Source organism: Streptomyces sp. TS71-3 (genome assembly GCF_018327685.1).
Classification (GTDB): Bacteria; Actinomycetota; Actinomycetes; order Streptomycetales; family Streptomycetaceae; genus Streptomyces.
The window spans coordinates 1,955,566-1,974,732 of the sequence record NZ_BNEL01000001.1 but is presented as its reverse complement, the minus strand read 5'-3'; the positions used below and the strand labels follow the sequence as shown (position 1 = coordinate 1,974,732).

General features: G+C 72.7%; 16 protein-coding genes and 1 pseudogene. 10 read left to right on the top strand and 7 right to left on the bottom strand.

The window, feature by feature from the left end; genetic code table 11:
* Nucleotides 1-81: 81 nt before the first annotated feature.
* The 3 genes from Sm713_RS08150 (at nucleotide 82) to Sm713_RS08140 (ending at nucleotide 3,491) form a co-directional block, all read left to right on the top strand.
* Entirely contained in the window at nucleotides 82-1,017 is a 936-nt protein-coding gene (locus Sm713_RS08150; protein WP_212908977.1) for a cellulose-binding protein, read from the top strand.
* 673 nt (nucleotides 1,018-1,690) lie between these two features.
* Nucleotides 1,691-2,722 carry an ATP-binding cassette domain-containing protein gene (locus Sm713_RS08145; protein ID WP_212908976.1) on the top strand — a complete coding sequence of 344 codons (1,032 nt, stop codon included), beginning with the start codon at nucleotides 1,691-1,693 and terminating at the stop codon, nucleotides 2,720-2,722.
* Nucleotide 2,723: 1 nt separating this feature from the next.
* Nucleotides 2,724-3,491 carry an ABC transporter permease subunit gene (locus Sm713_RS08140; protein ID WP_212908975.1) on the top strand — a complete coding sequence of 256 codons (768 nt, stop codon included), beginning with the start codon at nucleotides 2,724-2,726 and terminating at the stop codon, nucleotides 3,489-3,491.
* Between the two features lie 33 nt (nucleotides 3,492-3,524).
* Here Sm713_RS08140 and Sm713_RS08135 read toward each other — a convergent pair whose 3' ends face one another.
* Nucleotides 3,525-4,619, bottom strand: coding sequence for a hypothetical protein (locus Sm713_RS08135; RefSeq protein ID WP_212908974.1), 1,095 nt, complete (start codon nucleotides 4,617-4,619; stop codon nucleotides 3,525-3,527).
* Between the two features lie 191 nt (nucleotides 4,620-4,810).
* Between Sm713_RS08135 and Sm713_RS08130 the strand changes: the two genes are divergently transcribed.
* From Sm713_RS08130 to Sm713_RS08120, 3 genes and pseudogenes are all read left to right on the top strand, one after another.
* Complete coding sequence (locus Sm713_RS08130; protein ID WP_249416165.1) at nucleotides 4,811-5,713, top strand: hypothetical protein; 903 nt, start codon at nucleotides 4,811-4,813, stop codon at nucleotides 5,711-5,713.
* A 276-nt stretch (nucleotides 5,714-5,989) separates the two neighbouring features.
* Nucleotides 5,990-7,173: pseudogene (locus Sm713_RS08125) on the top strand (ABC transporter ATP-binding protein); the annotation flags it as partial.
* A gap of 117 nt (nucleotides 7,174-7,290) precedes the next feature.
* On the top strand, nucleotides 7,291-7,968 hold the full coding sequence (locus Sm713_RS08120; RefSeq protein WP_374196035.1) for an ABC transporter permease subunit: 678 nt from the start codon (nucleotides 7,291-7,293) through the stop codon (nucleotides 7,966-7,968).
* A 458-nt stretch (nucleotides 7,969-8,426) separates the two neighbouring features.
* On the opposite strand, the gene Sm713_RS08115 is transcribed toward Sm713_RS08120, so the two are convergent.
* Nucleotides 8,427-8,765, bottom strand: a complete 339-nt coding sequence (locus tag Sm713_RS08115; protein ID WP_212908971.1) for an ATP/GTP-binding protein — start codon at nucleotides 8,763-8,765, stop codon at nucleotides 8,427-8,429.
* 226 nt (nucleotides 8,766-8,991) lie between these two features.
* On the opposite strand from Sm713_RS08115, the gene Sm713_RS08110 reads away from it, so the two are divergent.
* Nucleotides 8,992-10,125 carry an LLM class flavin-dependent oxidoreductase gene (locus Sm713_RS08110; protein WP_212908970.1) on the top strand — a complete coding sequence of 378 codons (1,134 nt, stop codon included), beginning with the start codon at nucleotides 8,992-8,994 and terminating at the stop codon, nucleotides 10,123-10,125.
* A 189-nt stretch (nucleotides 10,126-10,314) separates the two neighbouring features.
* On the opposite strand, the gene Sm713_RS08105 is transcribed toward Sm713_RS08110, so the two are convergent.
* A complete protein-coding gene (locus tag Sm713_RS08105; RefSeq protein ID WP_212908969.1) occupies nucleotides 10,315-10,707 on the bottom strand; it encodes an SCO5389 family protein in 393 nt (130 codons plus the stop codon).
* 289 nt (nucleotides 10,708-10,996) lie between these two features.
* Here Sm713_RS08105 and nucS point away from each other — a divergent pair, with 289 nt between their 5' ends.
* Nucleotides 10,997-11,668, top strand: coding sequence for an endonuclease NucS (nucS, locus tag Sm713_RS08100; RefSeq protein ID WP_212908968.1), 672 nt, complete (start codon nucleotides 10,997-10,999; stop codon nucleotides 11,666-11,668).
* 444 nt (nucleotides 11,669-12,112) lie between these two features.
* Here the strand turns inward: nucS and Sm713_RS08095 are convergent, their stop codons facing one another.
* The 4 genes from Sm713_RS08095 to Sm713_RS08080 form a co-directional block, all read right to left on the bottom strand.
* A complete protein-coding gene (locus Sm713_RS08095) occupies nucleotides 12,113-14,821 on the bottom strand; it encodes an ATP-binding protein (RefSeq protein ID WP_212908967.1) in 2,709 nt (902 codons plus the stop codon).
* Nucleotides 14,822-15,050: 229 nt separating this feature from the next.
* Nucleotides 15,051-15,374: an STAS domain-containing protein gene (locus Sm713_RS08090; protein WP_212908966.1), complete on the bottom strand. Its 324-nt coding sequence runs from the start codon at nucleotides 15,372-15,374 to the stop codon at nucleotides 15,051-15,053.
* Between the two features lie 332 nt (nucleotides 15,375-15,706).
* Nucleotides 15,707-16,555 (bottom strand): 3-hydroxyacyl-CoA dehydrogenase family protein, encoded by an 849-nt coding sequence (locus Sm713_RS08085; RefSeq protein WP_212908965.1) that lies wholly within the window; start codon nucleotides 16,553-16,555, stop codon nucleotides 15,707-15,709.
* A gap of 183 nt (nucleotides 16,556-16,738) precedes the next feature.
* On the bottom strand, nucleotides 16,739-17,380 hold the full coding sequence (locus Sm713_RS08080; RefSeq protein WP_212908964.1) for a TetR/AcrR family transcriptional regulator: 642 nt from the start codon (nucleotides 17,378-17,380) through the stop codon (nucleotides 16,739-16,741).
* A 79-nt stretch (nucleotides 17,381-17,459) separates the two neighbouring features.
* Between Sm713_RS08080 and Sm713_RS08075 the strand changes: the two genes are divergently transcribed.
* A complete protein-coding gene (locus tag Sm713_RS08075; protein ID WP_212908963.1) occupies nucleotides 17,460-18,242 on the top strand; it encodes an ABC transporter ATP-binding protein in 783 nt (260 codons plus the stop codon).
* Between the two features lie 137 nt (nucleotides 18,243-18,379).
* Nucleotides 18,380-19,135, top strand: a complete 756-nt coding sequence (locus tag Sm713_RS08070; RefSeq protein ID WP_212908962.1) for an ABC transporter permease — start codon at nucleotides 18,380-18,382, stop codon at nucleotides 19,133-19,135.
* The last annotated feature ends 32 nt before the right edge of the window (nucleotides 19,136-19,167 follow it).

Below are 19,167 nucleotides of genomic sequence, written 5' to 3'. Positions count from 1 at the left end.
CGGGCATCTGCTCGATGCCACGCCTCTTGGAGCCCTAGGATTCCCTCTATCACCTCACCGGTCTCATTCGACAGGAACCCCATGAGCGACACTTCCCCCTATGGCTTCGAGCTTGTGCGGCGTGGGTACGACCGCGCTCAGGTGGACGAACGCATTTCCAAGCTCGTCTCCGATCGTGACGGCGCCCTGGCACGCATCACCGCTCTGGAAAAGCGCATCGAAGAGCTCCACCTCGAAACGCAGAACGCTCAAGCCGCGATCAACGACTCCGAGCCGTCGTATGCCGGTCTCGGTGCCCGCGTTGAGAAGATCCTCCGCCTTGCCGAGGAAGAGGCGAAGGATCTGCGCGAAGAGGCGCGTCGCGCCTCCGAACAGCACCGCGAGCTCGCCGAGTCGGCGGCCCAGCAGGTGCGCAACGACGCCGAGGCCTTCGCCGCGGAGCGCAAGGCCAAGGCGGAGGACGAGGGCGCCCGGATCGTCGAGAAGGCCAAGGGCGAGGCCGGCACGCTGCGCTCCGAGGCGCAGAAGGACGCGCAGTCCAAGCGCGAGGAGGCGGACGCCCTCTTCGAGGAGACGCGTGCGAAGGCCGCCCAGGCCGCCGCCGACTTCGAGACGAACCTCGCCAAGCGGCGCGACCAGTCCGAGCGCGACCTCGCGTCCCGGCAGGCGAAGGCCGAGAAGCGGCTCGCGGAGATCGAGCACCGGGCCGAGCAGCTCCGTCTGGAGGCGGAGAAGCTGCGGACCGACGCGGAGCGGCGTGCGCGCCAGACCGTGGAGACGGCGCAGCGGCAGGCCGAGGACATCGTCGCCGACGCGAACGCCAAGGCCGATCGGGTTCGCAGCGAGTCCGAGCGGGAGCTGGCGGCGCTGACGAACCGGCGCGACTCCATCAACGCGCAGCTCACCAATGTCCGCGAGATGCTGGCGACGCTTACCGGGGCGGCTGTGGCCGCGTCCGGTGGGGCCGCGGAGGACGAGCCGGTCACCCGCGGGGTTCCGGCCCAGCAGACGCGCTGACGCGCGGTTTTCCGGGTTCTCGGGGTCTGCGGTTCTCGGGGTCTCCCGGTCTCGGGGTCTCCGGTTCTCCGGTTCTCGGGGCTTCTCCCAGGCGCCCTGCACCGTTTCGGCGGTGTGGGGCGCTTTGCGCGAGGGCGCGCGGGAGGCCGGGTGGGTCTCTCGGTCGATGGCGTCTGCGGGGGTCCTTGGGCTTGGGGCGCCTTCTGTTTCGTTGTAGGTGCGGGGCCGCGGGGGGATGTACTCCCCCAGTGCCTTAAGGGCCTGGGAGGTGCCCCCACGGTCCGGCGCCCTTCGGTCGGATGAAGGGTCCCCTGGGCTTGGCGCCGGCCGCTGCGCGCGCACATCCCCCCACGTCCCCTCCCGTCTCGTACACGTCTGCGGCCCGGCAGGGGTGCGCCTTCCAACCACCCCTGCCCATTGCTGTGGGCCCCCACCGCTGTGGGCAACCAATTCGCCACTCCGCTGCTGTGGGCAGGCGTTCCGCTGGCTGGGGGCACCTCCCAGGCCCTTAAGGCACTGGGGGAGGGTGGGCACAGCCCACGGCGTGCGGCTCCCGGGCGGTGTCGGGCAACCACTGATCCCACCCGCCCGGGACGGGGAAAGGCAGCCCACCGACGGCAACCGGGCGGGGCGTCGGCGGGCAGGGCGCCGTGGGCGCCCGTAGCGTGGGGGCATGATCGAGATGGCGGGGCTCACCAAGCGGTACGGGCGGAAGGTGGCCGTGGACCATCTGACGTGTGCCGTGCGGCCGGGTGTCGTCACCGGGTTCCTCGGACCGAACGGCGCTGGGAAGTCCACCACGATGCGCCTGATCCTCGGCCTGGACCGGCCCACGTCCGGGCGGGTGACCGTGGACGGCAGGCCGTACGGCCGGATCAGGGAACCGCTGAAGGACATGGGCGCGCTCCTGGAGGCCAGGGGCGCGCACGGCGGGCGGACCGCCTTCCACCATCTTCTGTGCCTCGCCCAGAGCAACGGCATCCCCACCAGCCGGGTGCACGAGGTGCTCCGCACCGTGGGGCTGACCGCGGTCGCCGGGAAGAAGGTGAAGGGGTTCTCGCTGGGGATGAGCCAGCGCCTCGGCATCGCCGTCGCGCTCCTCGGCGACCCGCGGATCCTGATGTTCGACGAGCCCGTGAACGGCCTGGACCCGGAGGGCATCCACTGGGTCCGCACGCTGATGAGGTCCCTCGCCGAGGAGGGCCGCACCGTCTTCGTCTCCTCGCACCTGATGAGCGAGATGGCGCTGACCGCCGGTCACCTGGTGGTGATCGGGCAGGGCAGGCTCCTCGCCGACCTGCCGATGGACGAGTTCATCCGCCGGCACGCCCGCTCGTACGTCCGGCTGCGCTCCCCCGAAGGCGAACGCCTCCTCGATGTGCTGGCCGCCGCCGGGGTCGCCGTCACCCGGGCACCGGACGGTGCGCTGGAGGTCGCGGACGGCGAGGCGGCGCGGCTCGGCGAGCTGGCCGCCCGGCACCAGATCGTGCTCCACGAGCTGAGCCCCCAGCAGGCGTCGCTGGAGGAAGCGTTCATGCAGCTCACGGCCCAGTCGGTGGAGTACCACGCGCGGTCCGGCACCGTGGACGGATCCGGCGGGGAGGTGCCCGGGTCGGACGGCGACGGCCCTCCGGCTGTGCCCGGTGGCGGCGGACCGGACAGGCCCGCGTGGGGCGCGGGGTGGAAGCAGCGGAAAGGGTTCTGACGTGCTGGCGGCCCAGGTCATGAAGTCCGAGTGGACCAAGGTCAGGACCGTCGCGTCGACGGCCTGGACGCTCTCCACGGCCCTGGTCGTCACCGTCGCCCTGGGCATGCTGATCAGCTATCTCTCGCGGCGGGACTTCTCCGGCATGAGCGCCGAGGAGCAGGTCACCTTCGATCCCACCTTCATCAGCTTCGCCGGGACCAGCCTGGGACAGCTCGCCATGATCGTCTTCGGGGTGCTGGTGGTGTCGAACGAGTACAGCACCGGCATGATCCGCACCTCGCTGGCCGCGGTGCCGCAGCGGGGGACATTCCTCCTCGGCAAGATCGCCGTGGCCGCCGCGCTCGCCCTGGGGGTGGGCATGGTGACCAGCTTCGCCGCCTTCTTCCTCGGGCAGGCCGTACTGGGCCCGCACCGCGCGGGGATCGGGGACCCCGGGGTGCTCCGGGCGGTGTTCGGGGGCGGTCTCTACATGGCGCTGATCGCGATGTTCTCGATGGGGGTCGCGGCGATGCTCCGCGGTCCGCTGATCTCGCTGGGCATCCTGATGCCGTTCTTCTTCCTGATCTCCAACATCCTGGGCAACGTCTCCGCCACCAAGAAGGTCGGCCGCTACCTGCCGGACCAGGCGGGCAGCAGGATCCTCCGCGTCGTACCACCGCTGGACCGCACCCCGTACGGGCCCTGGGGCGGGCTCGGGATCATGGTGCTGTGGGTGCTCGCGGCGCTGGCCGGCGGCTTCCTGCTGCTCAGGCGGCGCGACGCGTAAACCGGACACCGGCGTGGGCGGGGACGGAACCGGTCAGGGAGCGGGGCGCCCGGTGCCGCCGTCGTCGCCGGGGGCGTCGGGAGCGCCCGTGGCATCAGTAACAACGGCGGAATCGGTGGCGACGGTGGCATCGGCGCCGTCGGACGAGGGCGCCGGAGCGGGCACCGGGGCCGGGCCCTTCGGGAGCAGGGCGTCGAAGTCCTGCCAGCCGTCCCACTTCCACACGTCGCGTTCCGTGTCCGCCTGCACGCCCACGAAGCGGCCCAGCTCGAAGTCGCCGCCGGCGAGGTCGAACCACCGCTCGTCGGCGACCTCCGTGCCCAGGCCCACGGTGCGTGCCGTCACCCGTACCAGCAGCTTCACCCCGTACGACTGCGCGAGGTCCTTGCCCTGGATCCGGGTGAACGGCAGCTCAGGCACCGGCGCGTCCACCGGTATCCAGACGGTGAAGGGGGCGCCGCGCTCCACGGCGAGCCAGTACCGCTCGTCGGCGGGCTCCCCCTCCTCGTCGAGGATCTGGAGCCACTTCTTGTAGATGACGAGGGTGCCGTCGTGCGGGGAGCGCTCCAGGTAGCGCAGGTGGGCGCGGGCGCGCAGGTCGACGAGGGAGAGGTTGTCGAAGCGGTTGTAGAAGCGGACCGCGATGATGCCGTCGTCGCTGTTCGCGTGGCTGCGGGAGTAGCCCGGGAAGTCGGCCGTCCAGGCGTGCGAGATGCTGGCCCGCTTGCGCCAGATGAAGGGGCGCAGCGAGAACATCTTGATCAGGATGATGCCGAGCAGGACCGCGGGGGCCAGCGCGCCCGTGACCGACGCGAGGGTGGCGAGGAGCTGGTGGGGGGTGCAGTCCGGCTCGGGGTCGAGGCTGTCGGTGCCGACGCAGGCCCGCAGCACGTCGAGGGTCAGGTCGAAGATCCGCTCGCCGTCCCCGAACCTGGCGCCGAGCGAGTCGCCGGTGGGCGCCGTCAGCATCCACAGCACGGCGATCAGGAAGGCGAAGCAGGTCAGCGCGGCGAGCGCCATCAGCAGCAGCGCATGGATGGACCGCCCGGCGATCCACCAGCGGACGGACGTCCTGTACCGGGGGTGCCGTATCCGCCTGCCCTGCTCGGACCCGCCGTTCTCCCGCATCCCGCTCCCCCGAACTCCGCGGCCCTGCACGCCTCTTCGGCCCCGGCGGGGGCCGCCCGTAGAATAGCGACCTTGCTCCCCGGTGTCGGGCCGGCCCCGGCTCATGTCGGATCGGTGTCCTTCCGGCCTCCACGGGTAGCCGGGCATGGAAGGCTGTGCCCGTACCGCGCCACCACCCGAAGGGCATCACCGTGACCACGAGAGATCGAAGTCTTGCGGCACTCGGCCTGAACGACGTACCCGCCAAGCAGCCCCTGACCTACCCCGGCCGCCCCGCGCCCGGTCCCGCCCTGCTCACCGGCGAGGAGTTGCTGGAGCTGGACGTGCGGCCGCTCAGGCTCGGCGAGTGGTACGTGGAGGAGCAGCAGGCGCAGCAGCGGCTGGACGAGGCCCTGAGCGGCCTGGGACAGGAGGTCACCGGCCGCCGCCACCCGGTGATCGCCGTGGGCTCCAACGCCTCCCCCGGGCAGGTGGCGCACAAGCTGAGCCGGCTCGGCATCCCGGCGACCGTGCCGATGGTGCCGATCACCGTCACCGGCATCGGGGTGGGCTGCTCCGGGCACATCAGCCCGGCCGGCTACGTGGCGACCACCCCTTACGTGGCCCCGGGTGTGAGCACCACGCTCGTGGTGACGTGGCTGGATCCGGCGCAGCTCAAGGCGGTCGACGACACGGAGTTCCCCGACTACCGGCGCGCGATACTGCCCGGCGACGCCTTCCCGATGAGCATGCCGTCCGGCGAGCGGCTCGGCGGGGCGTACATCTACTTCAGCGCGCACGGCGTGCTCGCCGACCCCGCCACCGGCCGGCCGCGGCCTGGCGGGGGCGACCAGTCGGCGCTGCTGGCCGCGCTGCTCGACGCCTCCGGGCGGCTGCGGGACCTGCTCGGCCCCGACCCGGAGAGCTGGGTGCGCAACGCGGGCGCCGACCAGGGGCTGCGCGAGAAGGGCACCCGGATCTTCGGCGAGGAGGGCTGGGTGCTGCCCCAGACCGAGTTCCTGCCGTACGTGGACGACGGGGACGACCCCGGGGCCCTGCGCCTGTACGACGACCTGCCGCCCGTCGGCGGTTCGCTGCCGCCGGCGAGCCGCTAAGCCCAGGGCCTAGGGCCGGAGCCCGGGCTCACCGGGCCGGGATACCGGGCTTCCCGGGCCGGGACCGTCAGGGCTTCCCCGGCGGGCCCGGCCACGCTCCCGGGCTCCTCTCCTCGTGACCGGTGGTACCGGCCCCGCCACCCTTGCGGCCCGCACCCGCTCGCGTGAACGTTTGGGGGCGGCCCGCGCCCCTGGGAACCGTAAACTCCCCACTAGGCTCCTAAGCCTTACGGGGGCGTGCGCCCCGACGATCTGACCTGTCGATGGGTGCGGAGCATGATCGAGGCAGTCGGCCTGACCAAGCGCTACGGCGCCAAGACGGCCGTGGACGACCTTTCCTTCCAGGTGCGGCCGGGGGCCGTGACGGGCTTCCTCGGGCCCAACGGCTCCGGCAAGTCGACGACCATGCGCATGATCCTCGGCCTCGACCGGCCCACGGCGGGGTGGGTCACCGTCAGCGGCCACCCCTTCGGCGAGCTGCCCAACGCCCCCCGCCAGGTGGGGGCGCTGCTCGACGCCAAGGCGGTGCACGGCGGCCGGTCCGCCCGCAACCACCTGCTCTGCCTCGCCCAGCTCTCCGGCATCCCGGAGCGCAGGGTGGACGAGGTGCTGGGCGTGGTGGGCCTCAAGGAGGTGGCCTCGCGGCGCTCCAAGGGGTTCTCGCTCGGCATGGGCCAGCGTCTGGGCATAGCGGCGGCCCTGCTCGGCGACCCCCAGGTGCTGCTGTTCGACGAGCCCGTCAACGGCCTCGACCCCGAGGGCATCCTCTGGGTCCGCAACCTGATGAAGCAGCTCGCCTCCGAGGGGCGGACCGTCTTCGTCTCGTCCCACCTGATGAGCGAGATGGCGCTCACGGCCGAGCACCTGATCGTGATCGGCCGCGGCCGGATGCTCGCCGACATGAGCGTCAAGGACTTCATCTCCCACAACTCCGCGGACTTCGCCAGGGTCCGCACCCCCTTCACCGAGCCCCAGCAGCGCGAGAAGCTGACGGCGGCGCTGACCGAGGCCGGCGGCCAGGTGCTGCCCGAGCACGACGGCGCCCTGCGGGTGACGGGGCTGCCGCTGCCCCGGATCAGCGAGCTCGCGCACCAGGTGGACGTCCGCCTCTGGGAGCTCTCGCCGCACCAGGCCTCGCTGGAGGAGGCGTACATGCGGATGACGCAGGGCGCCGTCGACTACCGCTCGACGGCCGACCAGCGCTTCGGCCTCCAGCAGGAGCTGCCGCTCGGCGCCGTGCCGCTGCCGCCCATGCCGGTGGCCGGCCACGGGCAGCCGGGCTGGTACGCCCCGCCGCCTCCCCAGCAGGGCGGCACACCCTTCGGCATGCCCGCACAGCCCGGCGTCGCCGTCCCGCCCGGGGCCCCCGCACCCGTTCCCCCCACCCCCGAGAACGCCCAGCGTGACAGCGAGGACCGCCGATGACAGCGCAGCCGACGCCGCAGCCCCCGGCCCCGCCCGGCGGCTGGCAGGCGGCCGCCGACCCCCTGTACAACTCGCCGATCCCGATCAGGAAGACGCACCTGGGCCACGCCATCACCTCGGAGTGGACGAAGATCCGCTCGGTGCGCTCCACGATGTGGACGCTGGGCCTCTTCGTGGTGGTCGTCGTCGGCGTCGGGCTGCTGTTCGCGGCGGACACCCAGGACACCGACTACGCCAACGTGCCGTACACCGTCCCGGCCTTCTTCGGCCTGATACTGGGGCAGATCTGCCTGATCACGCTGGGCGTGCTGGTGATCTCCTCCGAGTACGGCACCGGCATGATCCGCACCACCTTCACGGCGTCACCGCAGCGTTACCGGGTGCTGACCGCGAAGATACTGGTCTTCTTCTGCGTCTCCCTCGTGGTCTCGATGCTGTCGGTGGGCCTGGTGGGCCTGCTGACGTCCCAGATCCACCACGACAGCTCCAACCGCGAATGGCTGGGCACCGTCTTCAGGAGCTCCCTCTACGTGTCCCTGATGGGCGTCCTCGCCCTGGCGATGGGCTCGATCCTGCGGCACTCGGCGGGCGCGATCACGGCGATGCTGGGCCTGGTGCTGGTACCGGCGATCCTCCCGGTGTTCCTCGCGATCTCACGCAGCACACGCGAGATCGGCAACAAGGTGCTGGAGTACAGCGCCCCCAACTCCCTCGCCAAGCTCTTCCACCTGGACAACGGCTCGGGCACACCCCAGTTCTGGCTCCTGGCGGCGGTGACGGCGGTGGCGGTCGCGGTGGCGTACATCCTGCTGGACCGCAGAGACGTGTAGGGCCGCCCGCGACAACCCTCCGTAGACACGGCCTCCGTAGACACTGCGCAGACCCGGCGCAGACCCGGCACCGGCAGAGACCCCCTGGGACGGTGACGATCCGACGTCCCCACTGCCTGAAGGGCGTGGGAGGTGCCCCCAGTCGTGGCCGGCCGCGCAGTTCCCCGCGCCCCTGAGGTGCGCCCGCAGAACCCGGCAGCCCGCCGCAGGCGAGAAAGGGGCGCGGGGAACTGCGCGCCCAGCCACGACGAACAAGCACGTGCACAAACCCAAAGGGGCACGACCCAGACAGCCCGCCGCAGGCGAATACCGCCCGCCGCAGGCGAATAAGGGGCGCGGGGAACTGCGCGCTCAGCCACGACGGGCGAACACGCGCAAACACACCGCAAGGGGCACCCCCGAAAGCCCGCCGCAGGCGAAGAGCGGCTCAGCCCCGAGCACCCCGACCGGAACCGTCCTCAGTACCGAGGAGCCCCCCGGGACCGCTGGACGCGAGCAGTCCGGCGGTCCTTGGCCGACCAGCACGCCTTGTGCCAGTGCCGCCGCTCATCCACCCCCGCGTACTCGGGCCACGCCACCACATGCGGCACCCCGGAACCGATCTCCTGATCACACCCGGGACACCGGTACGTCTTGCCGGCGGCACTGGCCCCGGCCACGTGCCGCACGCTCCAGTCGTCGCCCTGCCAGCTCTCCGTGCGCTGGTACCCCCCGTACCGTTCGCCGTTCTCCTCGTCCGCATGCCGGCCCGCCCCCTCGGCCCGGCGGGACGACGCGCGGTTTCGACGCGGGGACACAGCACACCTCACAGGCTCAACGGATGTGGTCGGCGGTCTGCCTTCAGACTACTGGCCCCGGCGCCACGAGCGGGGATCTCGCCAACACGGACATCTTTCCCATCGAGCTGTAAATCTGCCAATCACTCTGCCAGGCCGTGCCCTTGGCACGTGTCGCACGTTGTTGCCGGTAGAGGGAGCGTCGCCAAGGGGGAGCCGTATCGGCACCGGAAAGGCAGGAAGTGCCATGCGGGTGGGAACGTTCGTGCTGGCCGGCCAGTACCCCGGCCAGGGGCACGCGGAGGCGCTGCACCGCGCGATGCGCACGGCGGAGGTCTCCGAGGAGTCGGGCCTGGACACGGTCTGGCTCGGCGAGCACCACTTCGTCCCGTACGGCACGTGCCCGTCCGCGATCACGTTCGCCGCCCTGCTGCTCGGCCGCACCCGACGGATCCGCGTCGGCACCGCGGTGAGCGTGCTGCCGACCCTGCACCCGGTGGCCCTCGGCGAGCAGGCCGCGCTGCTGCACCTCACCGCGGGCGGGCGCCTCTCGCTGGGCGTGGGCCGCGGCGGCCCCTGGGTGGACCTGGAGGTCTTCGGTACGGGCGCGGAGGCGTACGAGACGGGGTTCCCGGAGTCACTTGAACTCCTGCTGCGGTGGCTGCGCGAGCCCCGCGTCGGCGCCGCCGGCGAGCGCTACTCGTTCCGTGAGGTGCCCGTCGTGCCCAGGGCGTCCGGCCACCCCGCGCCGGCCACGGTCCCCGGACAGGGCACGACCCCCGCGCCGGCCGCGCACGCGGCACCCGCCGCGGCCACGGCCTCCGCCGCTGCCCCCGCCCCCGAGGTCCTCGTCTCCTGCACGAGCCCGGGAAGCGTCCGCCTCGCCGCCGAGCACGGGCTGCCGATGCTGCTGGGCATGCACAGCGACGACCAGGAGAAGGCCGACATGGTCACCCTCTGGCGTTCGCACGCCCACGCCGCCGGCCGTTCACACGAGGAGATCATGGAGGCCGGACACGTGTCAGCCGGCGTCGTGCAGATCGCGGACCGCACGGCCGACGCGGAGCGGATCCTGCTGCGTGCCATGCCCGAGTGGTTCCGGCGGGGCCTCGGCGCCCATGTCACCGTCGACGGCCGCCCCCGCCCCATGCGGGCCCCCGGCCCCTACACCGAACTGCTCTGCGGACTGCACCCCGTGGGCTCGCCCGCGCTGTGCGCCGACCGCCTCGCGGCCACCGCCCGGCACACCGGCATCACCCGCTTCGCGCTCCTCGCCGAGGGCTCAGGCGACCTGGCGACCACCGAGGAGAACGTACGGCGGCTGGGCGCCGAAGTGCTCCCCCAACTGTCCGACGCGACTCGTCCGACCCAACCCACCTGAGCCGACCCACCTGCCCCAACCCGCCTGACGGGACTCACACGAACACACCGGCCACCGGGCATCCCGCCCGCCGGGGGCCACGCACCGCCCCCGCCGGGCCCGGACACACCGACACTTACAGACGCGCACACACAGAACCGCCGCCCCGGGCGCGGGGCCGAGACTCCCGGAACGACGCATGGCGGCACCTCAGCAGTCGCGAAGCTCCGGCGACTGGTTGAGGATCTGGCCGCGGATCGAGGTGAACTTCGCCAGACGGCCATCCACCGCGGTGTCCAGCGGGAACACCGCTACACGGTGGCAGTTCTGGAAGGCCAGACGCACACCGAAGTGCCGCTGCAACGCACCACGTATCGCGTCGCTCGCGAGCGCACGCAGCAGCTGGCCGCGTGCCTGCTCATCCGGCGGAGGCGTCTGATTGTCGGCGAAATCACCGCCGTCCACCTTCAGCTGGGCCACCAGAGAGCTGATCATCTCCCACGCGTAGGGCAGGGAGGTCCGGACGCAGTCGACGAAGGCTGCTTCGTCGACCTCGCCTCGCTCGGCCTGTTCCAGTAGGGCCGGTGAGACGTCGAGCGACATGGGTTCTCCTCTCGCACCCCCGTGCCGACACGGGGGCTGACGGACAGCGATCAAGCCCGGATACGCAGCGTGCACGAATCGCGACCTCGTGCTAACACCGTAAACATCCTGTCCCGCCCGCACCAGGAGAAGGCACGTACAACCGGCCACAACCGGAGGGCGCAAGACAGGCGCACGGGCTCGGCACCCGCGCACGGCTCCGGCGCCGGCGCGCAGCAGTGCTCAGCGCCCCCCCACGCGCCCGGGGCGGATCGCCCACCGGGCCCGGTGTCGAGTAGCGTTGCCGACCATGCGTCTCGTCATCGCCCGCTGCTCCGTCGACTACGCGGGCCGTCTCACCGCCCATCTTCCGTCCGCCCCCCGCCTCATCCTCGTGAAGGCGGACGGCAGCGTCTCGATCCACGCGGACGACCGGGCCTACAAACCCCTCAACTGGATGTCTCCGCCGTGCACCTTGAAGGAGGGGACGGGAGACGATTCCGGGGTCTGGACGGTCGTCAACAAAACGGGCGAGAAACTCATCATCACGATGGAGGAGGTCCTGCACGACTCCTCCCACGAGTTGGGCGTGGACCCCGGCCTGATCAAGGACGGCGTGGAGGCACACCTCCAGGAGCTGCTCGCGGACCGGATCGAGACCCTGGGCGAGGGCTACACGCTGGTCAGGAGGGAGTACCCGACCGCCATCGGGCCCGTCGACATCCTGTGCCGGGACGCCAGCGGCGGCACCGTCGCGGTGGAGATCAAGCGCCGGGGCGAGATCGACGGCGTCGAGCAGCTCACGCGGTATCTGGAACTGCTCAACCGCGATCCCCATCTGGCCCCGGTACGCGGCGTCTTCGCCGCCCAGGAGATCAAACCGCAGGCCCGGGTGCTGGCCACGGACCGCGGCATCGGCTGCACCGTCCTGGACTACGACGCCCTGCGCGGCATCGAGGACGACAAGCTCCGGCTCTTCTGAGCCACCGCCGGCCCGGCACGTACGGGAAGGGCGCCGGCGCGCGTACGGGCGCCCGCCTCGCGCGCCCGGCACGTCCACCGCAGGCGCCGTAGCCGGCCTCGTACCCGGCGCGTACCGGCGCTCGGCAGCGGAGCCACGCGCCGCCGGCCGGTCCTCGCCCCAGGGGCCGCCCGCGGTCAACTCACCGCGCCACGGCCGGATCATCCCGCCGCAGCGCGTCCGCCCTTCCGCGGCCGACTCCCGCCGCCCCGCCCACGCACAACGCACTCGCAGCAGACCGCTACCGAAACCCGTACGGACAAGGGGCGCGGGGAACTGCGCGGAACACCACGACGCACCCGCACAGACCTCCCACGCCGGGCCCCCGCCCCCGCGGGGGAACCCGCGGCCCAGCGCACCCGCTCAAGGCAAGCCGGGTGTTCGGGGCGGTCACGCCCCCACTGCTCACGCCGCCGTGCTGCCGGCGGACGCGCTGGGCGGCGGGGTGTCCGTGCCCGAGGGGCTGGTGACCGAGGTGCTGGGTGCCGGGCCGCTGGCCGTGGTCGAGGGCGGCGGGTCGTCCGGCGAGGGGCTGGTCGGCGGCGTGCTCGGCGAGTGCGACGGCGGCTTGGGGGACGTGGGCGGCTTGCTGGACGGCGGCTTCGTGCTGGGCCTGTGCGTGGGCGGCTTGCTCGACGGCTTGTGCGTCGGGTGGGACGACGTTGTCGAGTGGTGCGCGGCGCCCCCGCCCCCTGCGCCGCCGCCCGGTGCGGTGCCGGCGGCGGAGGAGTCGCCGGGCGTCGGGCTCTGCGAGGCGCTGGGGGTGCCGCTGGTGCCCGAGCGGCTCGGGTCGGGAGCGCTGGTGGACGCCGTCGGGGGCTCGTCGGCGGCGATGCCTCCGCCGTCGTCCTGGCTCACGGCCGGGTCGGGGTCGACCTTCGTGGCGGGCTTGTCGTCGTGGTCCGAGGTGACGCCCAGGGTGACGACCGTGCCGAGCACGGCGGCCAGTACCGCGCCGGCGCCCGCGGCGATCAGATTGCGCTTGGTGTTCTTCGCCGCGTGGTGCGCCGGAGGCCGCCCGCTGCGGCCCGCGGCGGACCCGCTCCGGTTGCCCACCAGGGTGACCGAGCCGCCCCCGCCCGGTGTGCCCGGTGCGGACGAGGGGTCGGATATGTCGTCGTCCCGGTCGGGCCGGCCGGCGGCGGGCAGCCGTGCGGTGAGGGCGGAGCCGCTGGTGGTCGGCGGCAGCGCGCGGGCCGCGGGCCTGTCGGGTACCGCCGGTGCGGATGCCGGGGGCACGACGGGCAGCCGCGACGGCAGGACCTCGCCGAAGGAGGTCTGGACGCCGGAGGGCGGGGTCGTCTCCGGTGTTCCGGCAGCAGCGCCGCCCGTTCCGGATGTGCCGCCGGCCGCGCCGGATCCGCTCGGGCCCGGCGGCAGCGCCAGCGGTCCGGAGCGGTCCGCCACCAGGGCGAGGGTGCGCCGGCCCGCGACGGTGCCGCGCTTGTCGGCGAGGGCGCCGCGCAGCCCGATGGACGCCTCCAGTTCGGCGCGGGCCCGGTCGAGGCGGCCGTGGCAGAGCGCGAGGACGCCCAGCTCGTGGTGGAAGTAGGCCTCCTCGGCGACCTCGCCGGAGCGGCGTGCGGCCTCCTGGCCGGAACGCAGCGCGCGTTCCCAGGCGCCCCAGTCGAGTCCGGCGGCGAAGGCGGGCGCGGCGGTGCGGGCGAGCCGGACGGCGAGGCTGCTCTGCCCGTCGGCGGTGTGCTGGGGGTTGGTCCGCGGGATCAGGGCGGCGATGGCGGCGAGGACGGCGTCCGCCTCGGCCAGCACGCGCTCGGAGCCCACCGACGGGTGCCCGGCCCACCAGGCGTAGTGCTCTCCGGCGGCGTGGGCGCGCTCGTCGGCGTCGTCGGCGAAGCCGGCGGCCTCCAACTGCGCCTGGACGCCGGCCGCGAGGCGGTAGCGGCCCCCGACCGGGGTGATCAGCCCGCCGGCCAGCAGTTCGGCCAGGGCGATGTCCGCGCGGGGGTCGGCGAGCAGCGCGGGCAGCTGGGCGCGGTGCGGCACCTCGCCGCCGAGGGCGACGGCGAACCGCAGGGTGCTCCGTGCGGAGGAGCCCAGCAGGGAGGCGAGCAGCGCGACGGGTGCGGAGCCCTCGGCGAGGGACGGCAGCGGCATCTCCTGCGCGAGCACCGCGGTGCCGGCCTGGGCGGTCCCGGCGTGGAGCTGGTCGCGGCATCTCAGCAGGGCGCCGGCCTGGACGAAGCGGGCCGGCAGGCCGCCGGACTCGAACCAGAGGTCGGCGGCCCAGGCCGTCTCCTCCGCGGTGAGGTCGCGGTCGACGGTGTGCCGCAGCAGCGTCATTCCGCCCTCGCGGCCGAGGCCGCCGAGGAAGACCTCCTCCAGGTGCGAGTGCGGGGAGGGCGCGGCGACGTCGGGCGTGGTGGCCAGCACGAAGGCGCACTCGGGGGTGGCGTCGAGGAGGTCGTCGAGGGCGGTGCCGCCGAACTCCAGGTCGTCCAGGACGACCACGGCGCCTATCTCGCGGACCAGTTCGCGCTGGAACACCTCGTCGGGGCGGTGCAGGTCGCTCTGGTAGACGGCGGTGAACAGGTCGTGCAGCACGTCCTTGACGGTGCGCCGGTGGCCGGAGAGGCGGACGACGCCGTCCGGGGCGAGGCCGGCGCAGTCCTCGGCGACGGCGTCCAGCAGGGTGCTGCGGCCGGAGCCGGAGGGGCCGGTGAGGCGCACGGAGCGGCCGCGGGAGAGCAGCCGACCGAGCCGGCCCCGCTCCTCGTCGCGCTCCAGCAGCGGCGGCCGGACCACGAGGGGGCCCTGGGGCAGCGGCGGGCGGGCGGCACGGGCCAGTTCGGCGCGCTCGGTCGCGGTCCGCTTGACGGGGCGGGGCGGGCGGCGGTCCGGCGGGCAGAGCTCGACCTCGCTGCCGTCCACCGGGTTGAGGGTGACGAGCAGGTCGCCGGAGACGAGCCGGACGGCACGGGCGGGCCGGGGTGCGGAGGAGCTCGTGGCGGGCACGAGCGCGCCGCCCGGAATGCTCGGACCGGGTTCGGGGCCGGCGGGCGGGCCGTAGCCGTGGCTCCCGGGGGTGGCCGGTACGCCGGGGTCGCCGGGGAGACTGAGGTGGTCCTCGGGTCCGCGATTCATCGGATCCATGGTGAATGCCCCCAAGAGCGTTGTGTGCCGAGCCCTCTCGGCCTTTGTGCACACCGCTCTGTTGTTTCGGGTCCGGCACCCGGTACCCGGGCCCGTCCATACAACGGGCGATGGCACCCTAGACCCTCACCCCGGGGCGCGGAACACCGGGGTGGCGTACTGTCCGAGTCGTCACGCTCTTGGCGGGTTTGCCACCGGGGGGCCGCGGCGGAACCGCCCTCCTGCCCCCCTACACGCGAGGCAGGGACTCCAGCCCGATGCCGCCCTCGATGGCGAGGATCCGGTGCAACCGGGTGGCGACCAGCAGCCGCTGCATCTGGGGCGGCACGTCGCGCAGCACGAGCCGGCGGCCGCACCGTCCGGCTCTGCGGTGCGCGCCCATGATCACGCCGAGCCCCGTGGCATCCCAGGAGTCCAGCTCTGACAGGTCGAGCACCAGGTCGCCGGCGCCGTCGTCGACGGCCGAGTGCAGGACCGTTCGGGCGTCCGCCGCGCTGCGGACGTCGAGGCGGCCCTCGACGGCGAGCTCGGTGTGGTCGCCCTTGATATGCATATCGCGCTCCCCGGGATAGGTGTTCTGCTCTCTGGTCCTTGTCTTCTGCCTGCACGGGCCGCGTGGTCCGCGCGGTCCGCGTGTGTACACCGGGCCCCGGGGCCGCCGGCCTGCCGGGCCGAGCGGGGTGCGGGGTGCCGTGTGCAGTGCCGCATGTGCCCGCGCGGCCTGCCGTCATGTCACTGCAACTGACGGCTGCACGGACACGGGAGTTGCTGCTTGTCAGCGAACCGATGCCGAAATCACCCCTGAGGGTGACCGTGGGGTTGACATTCAGCGTCGGCGACCGCAGGGCGCCCCACCTGGAGGTACGGGGCGCCGCGGGCGATGGTTCAGTGCGGGTAGAAGCCCTGGCCGCTCTTGCGTCCGATGTCGCCGGCGTCGACCATCCGGCGCATCAGCTCGGGCGGGGCGAACTTCTCGTCCTGGGTCTCGGTGTAGATGTTCTCGGTGGCGTGCAGCAGGATGTCGACGCCGGTGAGGTCGGCCGTGGCGAGTGGACCCATGGCGTGGCCGAAGCCGAGTCTGCAGGCGGTGTCGATGTCCTCGGCGGAGGCGACGCCCGACTCGTAGAGCCGGGCGGCCTCGACGACGAGCGCCGAGATCAGCCGGGTGGTGACGAAGCCGGCCACATCACGCCGGACCACGACGCAGGTCTTGCCGACGGACTCCGCGAACGCGCGCGCGGTGGCCAGGGTTTCGTCGGTGGTCTTCAGGCCCCGGACCAGCTCGCAGAGCTGCATCATCGGCACGGGCGAGAAGAAGTGCGTGCCCACCACGCGCTCCGGGCGGGTGGTGACCGCCGCGATCTTGGTGATGGGGATGGCGGAGGTGTTGGAGGCGAGCACGGTGTCGTCGCGGACCATCTTGTCGAGTGCGCGGAAGATCTCGTGCTTGATCTCCAGCTTCTCGAACACGGCCTCCACGACGACGTCGGCGTCCGCGGCGGCGTCCAGATCGGTGGTCGTGGTGATCCTGCCGAGCGCCGCGCCGGCGTCCTGTGCGGTGAGTCTGCCCTTGTCGACGAACTTGTCGTAGGACTTCCTGATGCCGTCGGTGCCCCGGGTCAGGGCGGCTTCGGTGATGTCACGCAGCACGACGTCCCAGCCCGCCGCGGCGGAGACCTGTGCGATACCGGACCCCATCAGTCCGGCGCCGATGACGGCGAGCTTGCGTGCCACGGTGAGACTCCCTGTCCCGTTCTGCCGCCGGTACGGCCCCTTTGCCATACCGGGAGGTCGTTGACGTCGGGACGCCATTGACGTGTGCAGGACCCTAGCGCCAGAAGGGCCGCGATGGGGCGCGACGAGATGCGTGTCACGTCGCTGTTGACACAGATCACACTGCTGCCGGGTCCTGCGGGCTCATTCTTGGCCCCTTACCGCGTAGTTGAGCACCTTTTCGCTGAGGATGTCCTCCGCGGCGTCCAGCAGGTCGAGCGTCTCGCGGGACACGGCCTCGGGCGCGCGGCCGGAGACCATCTCACGGCCGATCGTGCCCATGACCAGCTGGTGGAGCCAGTTGAGCTGCCCGGCGACCAGAGTCGGCATCAGGTCGTCCGGATCGGCGCCGGTCTCCTCGCGCAGCGTCCGCTCGACGTTCTCGAAGACGGTCTGGCCGACGACCCAGAGCCGGGACCTGAGCGTGGGCGAGTCGTGCACCACCCGCATGAAGCGCTCGTACCCCTCGAACAGGCCGACCCGGGGCGAGACCGACTCCACCTCCTCCCGCAGCTCGCGCAGCACGGCCCCCACCGCGGACTCCCCCGGGTCCCGCCCGCGCACCCAGCGCGAGAGGCGGTCCACGACGCCGGACATCCGGTCGAGGAAGAGGTCCTCCTTGGCCGGGAAGTAGTTGTAGACCGTGTTCACGGAGACGTCGGCGGCCTCGGCGACCTCGGCGACGGTGACCGCGTCGAACCCGCGCTCCAGGAAGAGGCCCGTCGCGACGTCCGAGAGGTACTGCCGCGTCTGCCGCTTCTTGCGCTCCCTGAGTCCCTCTGCCATGCCGCCATCGTACGTTCACTGGGGTCCCTTGATTTTTGGTGTCATTGCAAAATTGGAGAGTCTCTGTTTTTCTGGGAGCATGCCCATCCTCACCACGTCCGGCCTGGCCCGGACCTTCGTCACCAAGCGCGGCCCGGTCGAGGCCGTGCGCGGGATCGACCTGCACGCCGAGGCCGGCGAGATCCTCGGCTTCCTCGGCCCGAACGGCGCGGGCAAGACCACCACGCTCCGGATGCTCACCACCCTTCTCGCCCCCACCGGCGGCAGCGCCACGGTGGCCGGCTGCGACCTGGCCGGGGACCCCGCGGGCGTGCGCAGCCGGTGCGGATACGTGGCGCAGTCCGGCGGCGTCGACGCCAATGTCTCCGTGCGGGAGGAACTCGTCACGCAGGGCCGGCTCTACCGGCTGCCGAAGGCCGAAGCGGTGGCGCGCGCCGGGGAACTGGCACGCGACCTGGGACTGACCGGCCTGCTGGACCGCAAGTGCGGCGCGCTCTCCGGCGGACAGCGGCGCCGGCTCGACATCGCCATGGGCCTCACCCACCGCCCCCAGGTGCTCTTCCTCGACGAGCCGACCACCGGCCTCGACCCCGGCAGCCGGGCCGACCTGTGGGACCTGGTGCGCCGGCTGCGCGAGGAGAGGGGCACGACGATCTTCCTGACCACCCACTACCTCGACGAGGCCGACGCCCTCGCGGACCGTCTCGTGATCGTCGACAAGGGCACGGTCGCCGCCGAGGGCACCCCTGGCACGCTCAAGCTCCGGCACGGCGGGTCGATCGACGCCAGCCTCCAGGACACGTTCCTCGCCATCACGGGCCGCGGCCCGCGGCAAGCCGAGCCCGCCCCCGTCGCCGTATAGACATGCTGCGTGTAGACATGCCGCCACACCGACAAGACGCCCTGTCTCCCCGTCACCGCACGGCCCCGTCGACCCATCGCCTCGACGCCGTGTCGCCAAGTCGCCGTACCGACCCGCCGCCGCGGAGGACCCCGCCGATGCCCACCCTGCTCTCCGACACCGCGCTGATCTTCGGGCGCTACGCCCGGCAGACCCTCGGATCCCGCTTCCAGATGCTCTTCGGCGTGCTGATGCCGCTGCTCTACCTGCTCTTCTTCGGCCCGCTCCTCACCGACCTGCCGCTCGGCTCGCGGGGCAGCTCCTGGCAGGTCCTGGTGCCCGGACTGCTCCTGCAACTCGCGCTGTTCGGCGGGGCGTTCTCCGGCTTCGGCATCATCATCGAGAAGAACCACGGCGTGGTGGAGAGGATGCGCGCCACCCCCGTCAGCCGCCTCGCCCTGCTGCTCGGCCGGACGCTGCGCGACACCGTCCTCTTCGTCTTCCAGGCCGTCCTGCTGGTGCTGGCCGCCCTCGCCATGGGGCTGCGGGCGCCGCTCGCGGGCGTGCTGCTCGGCTTCGCCTTCGTGGCACTGCTGACGGTCGCGCTGTCCGCCCTGTCGGGCGCCCTGGCGATGCGGGTGCGCACGCCCCAGGAGTTCGCTCCGGTGATCAACGCGGTCACGATGCCGTCGATGCTGCTGTCCGGGCTGATGCTGCCGATGGCGCTCGGCCCCGGCTGGCTCGACCTGCTCTCCCGCTTCATGCCGCTGCGCTACCTGGTCGACGCGGTGCGGGACGCCTACGTGGGCCGGTACGCCACCGCCGACGTGCGCTACGGAGCGCTGGTCGCCGCCGGCTTCGCGGCGCTGGCGCTCGCGGTGGGCACCCGGGTGTTCCGCAGGGCGGGGGCGTAGCGGGGCATGCCCGGGTGGCGGTGCGGGGCGGC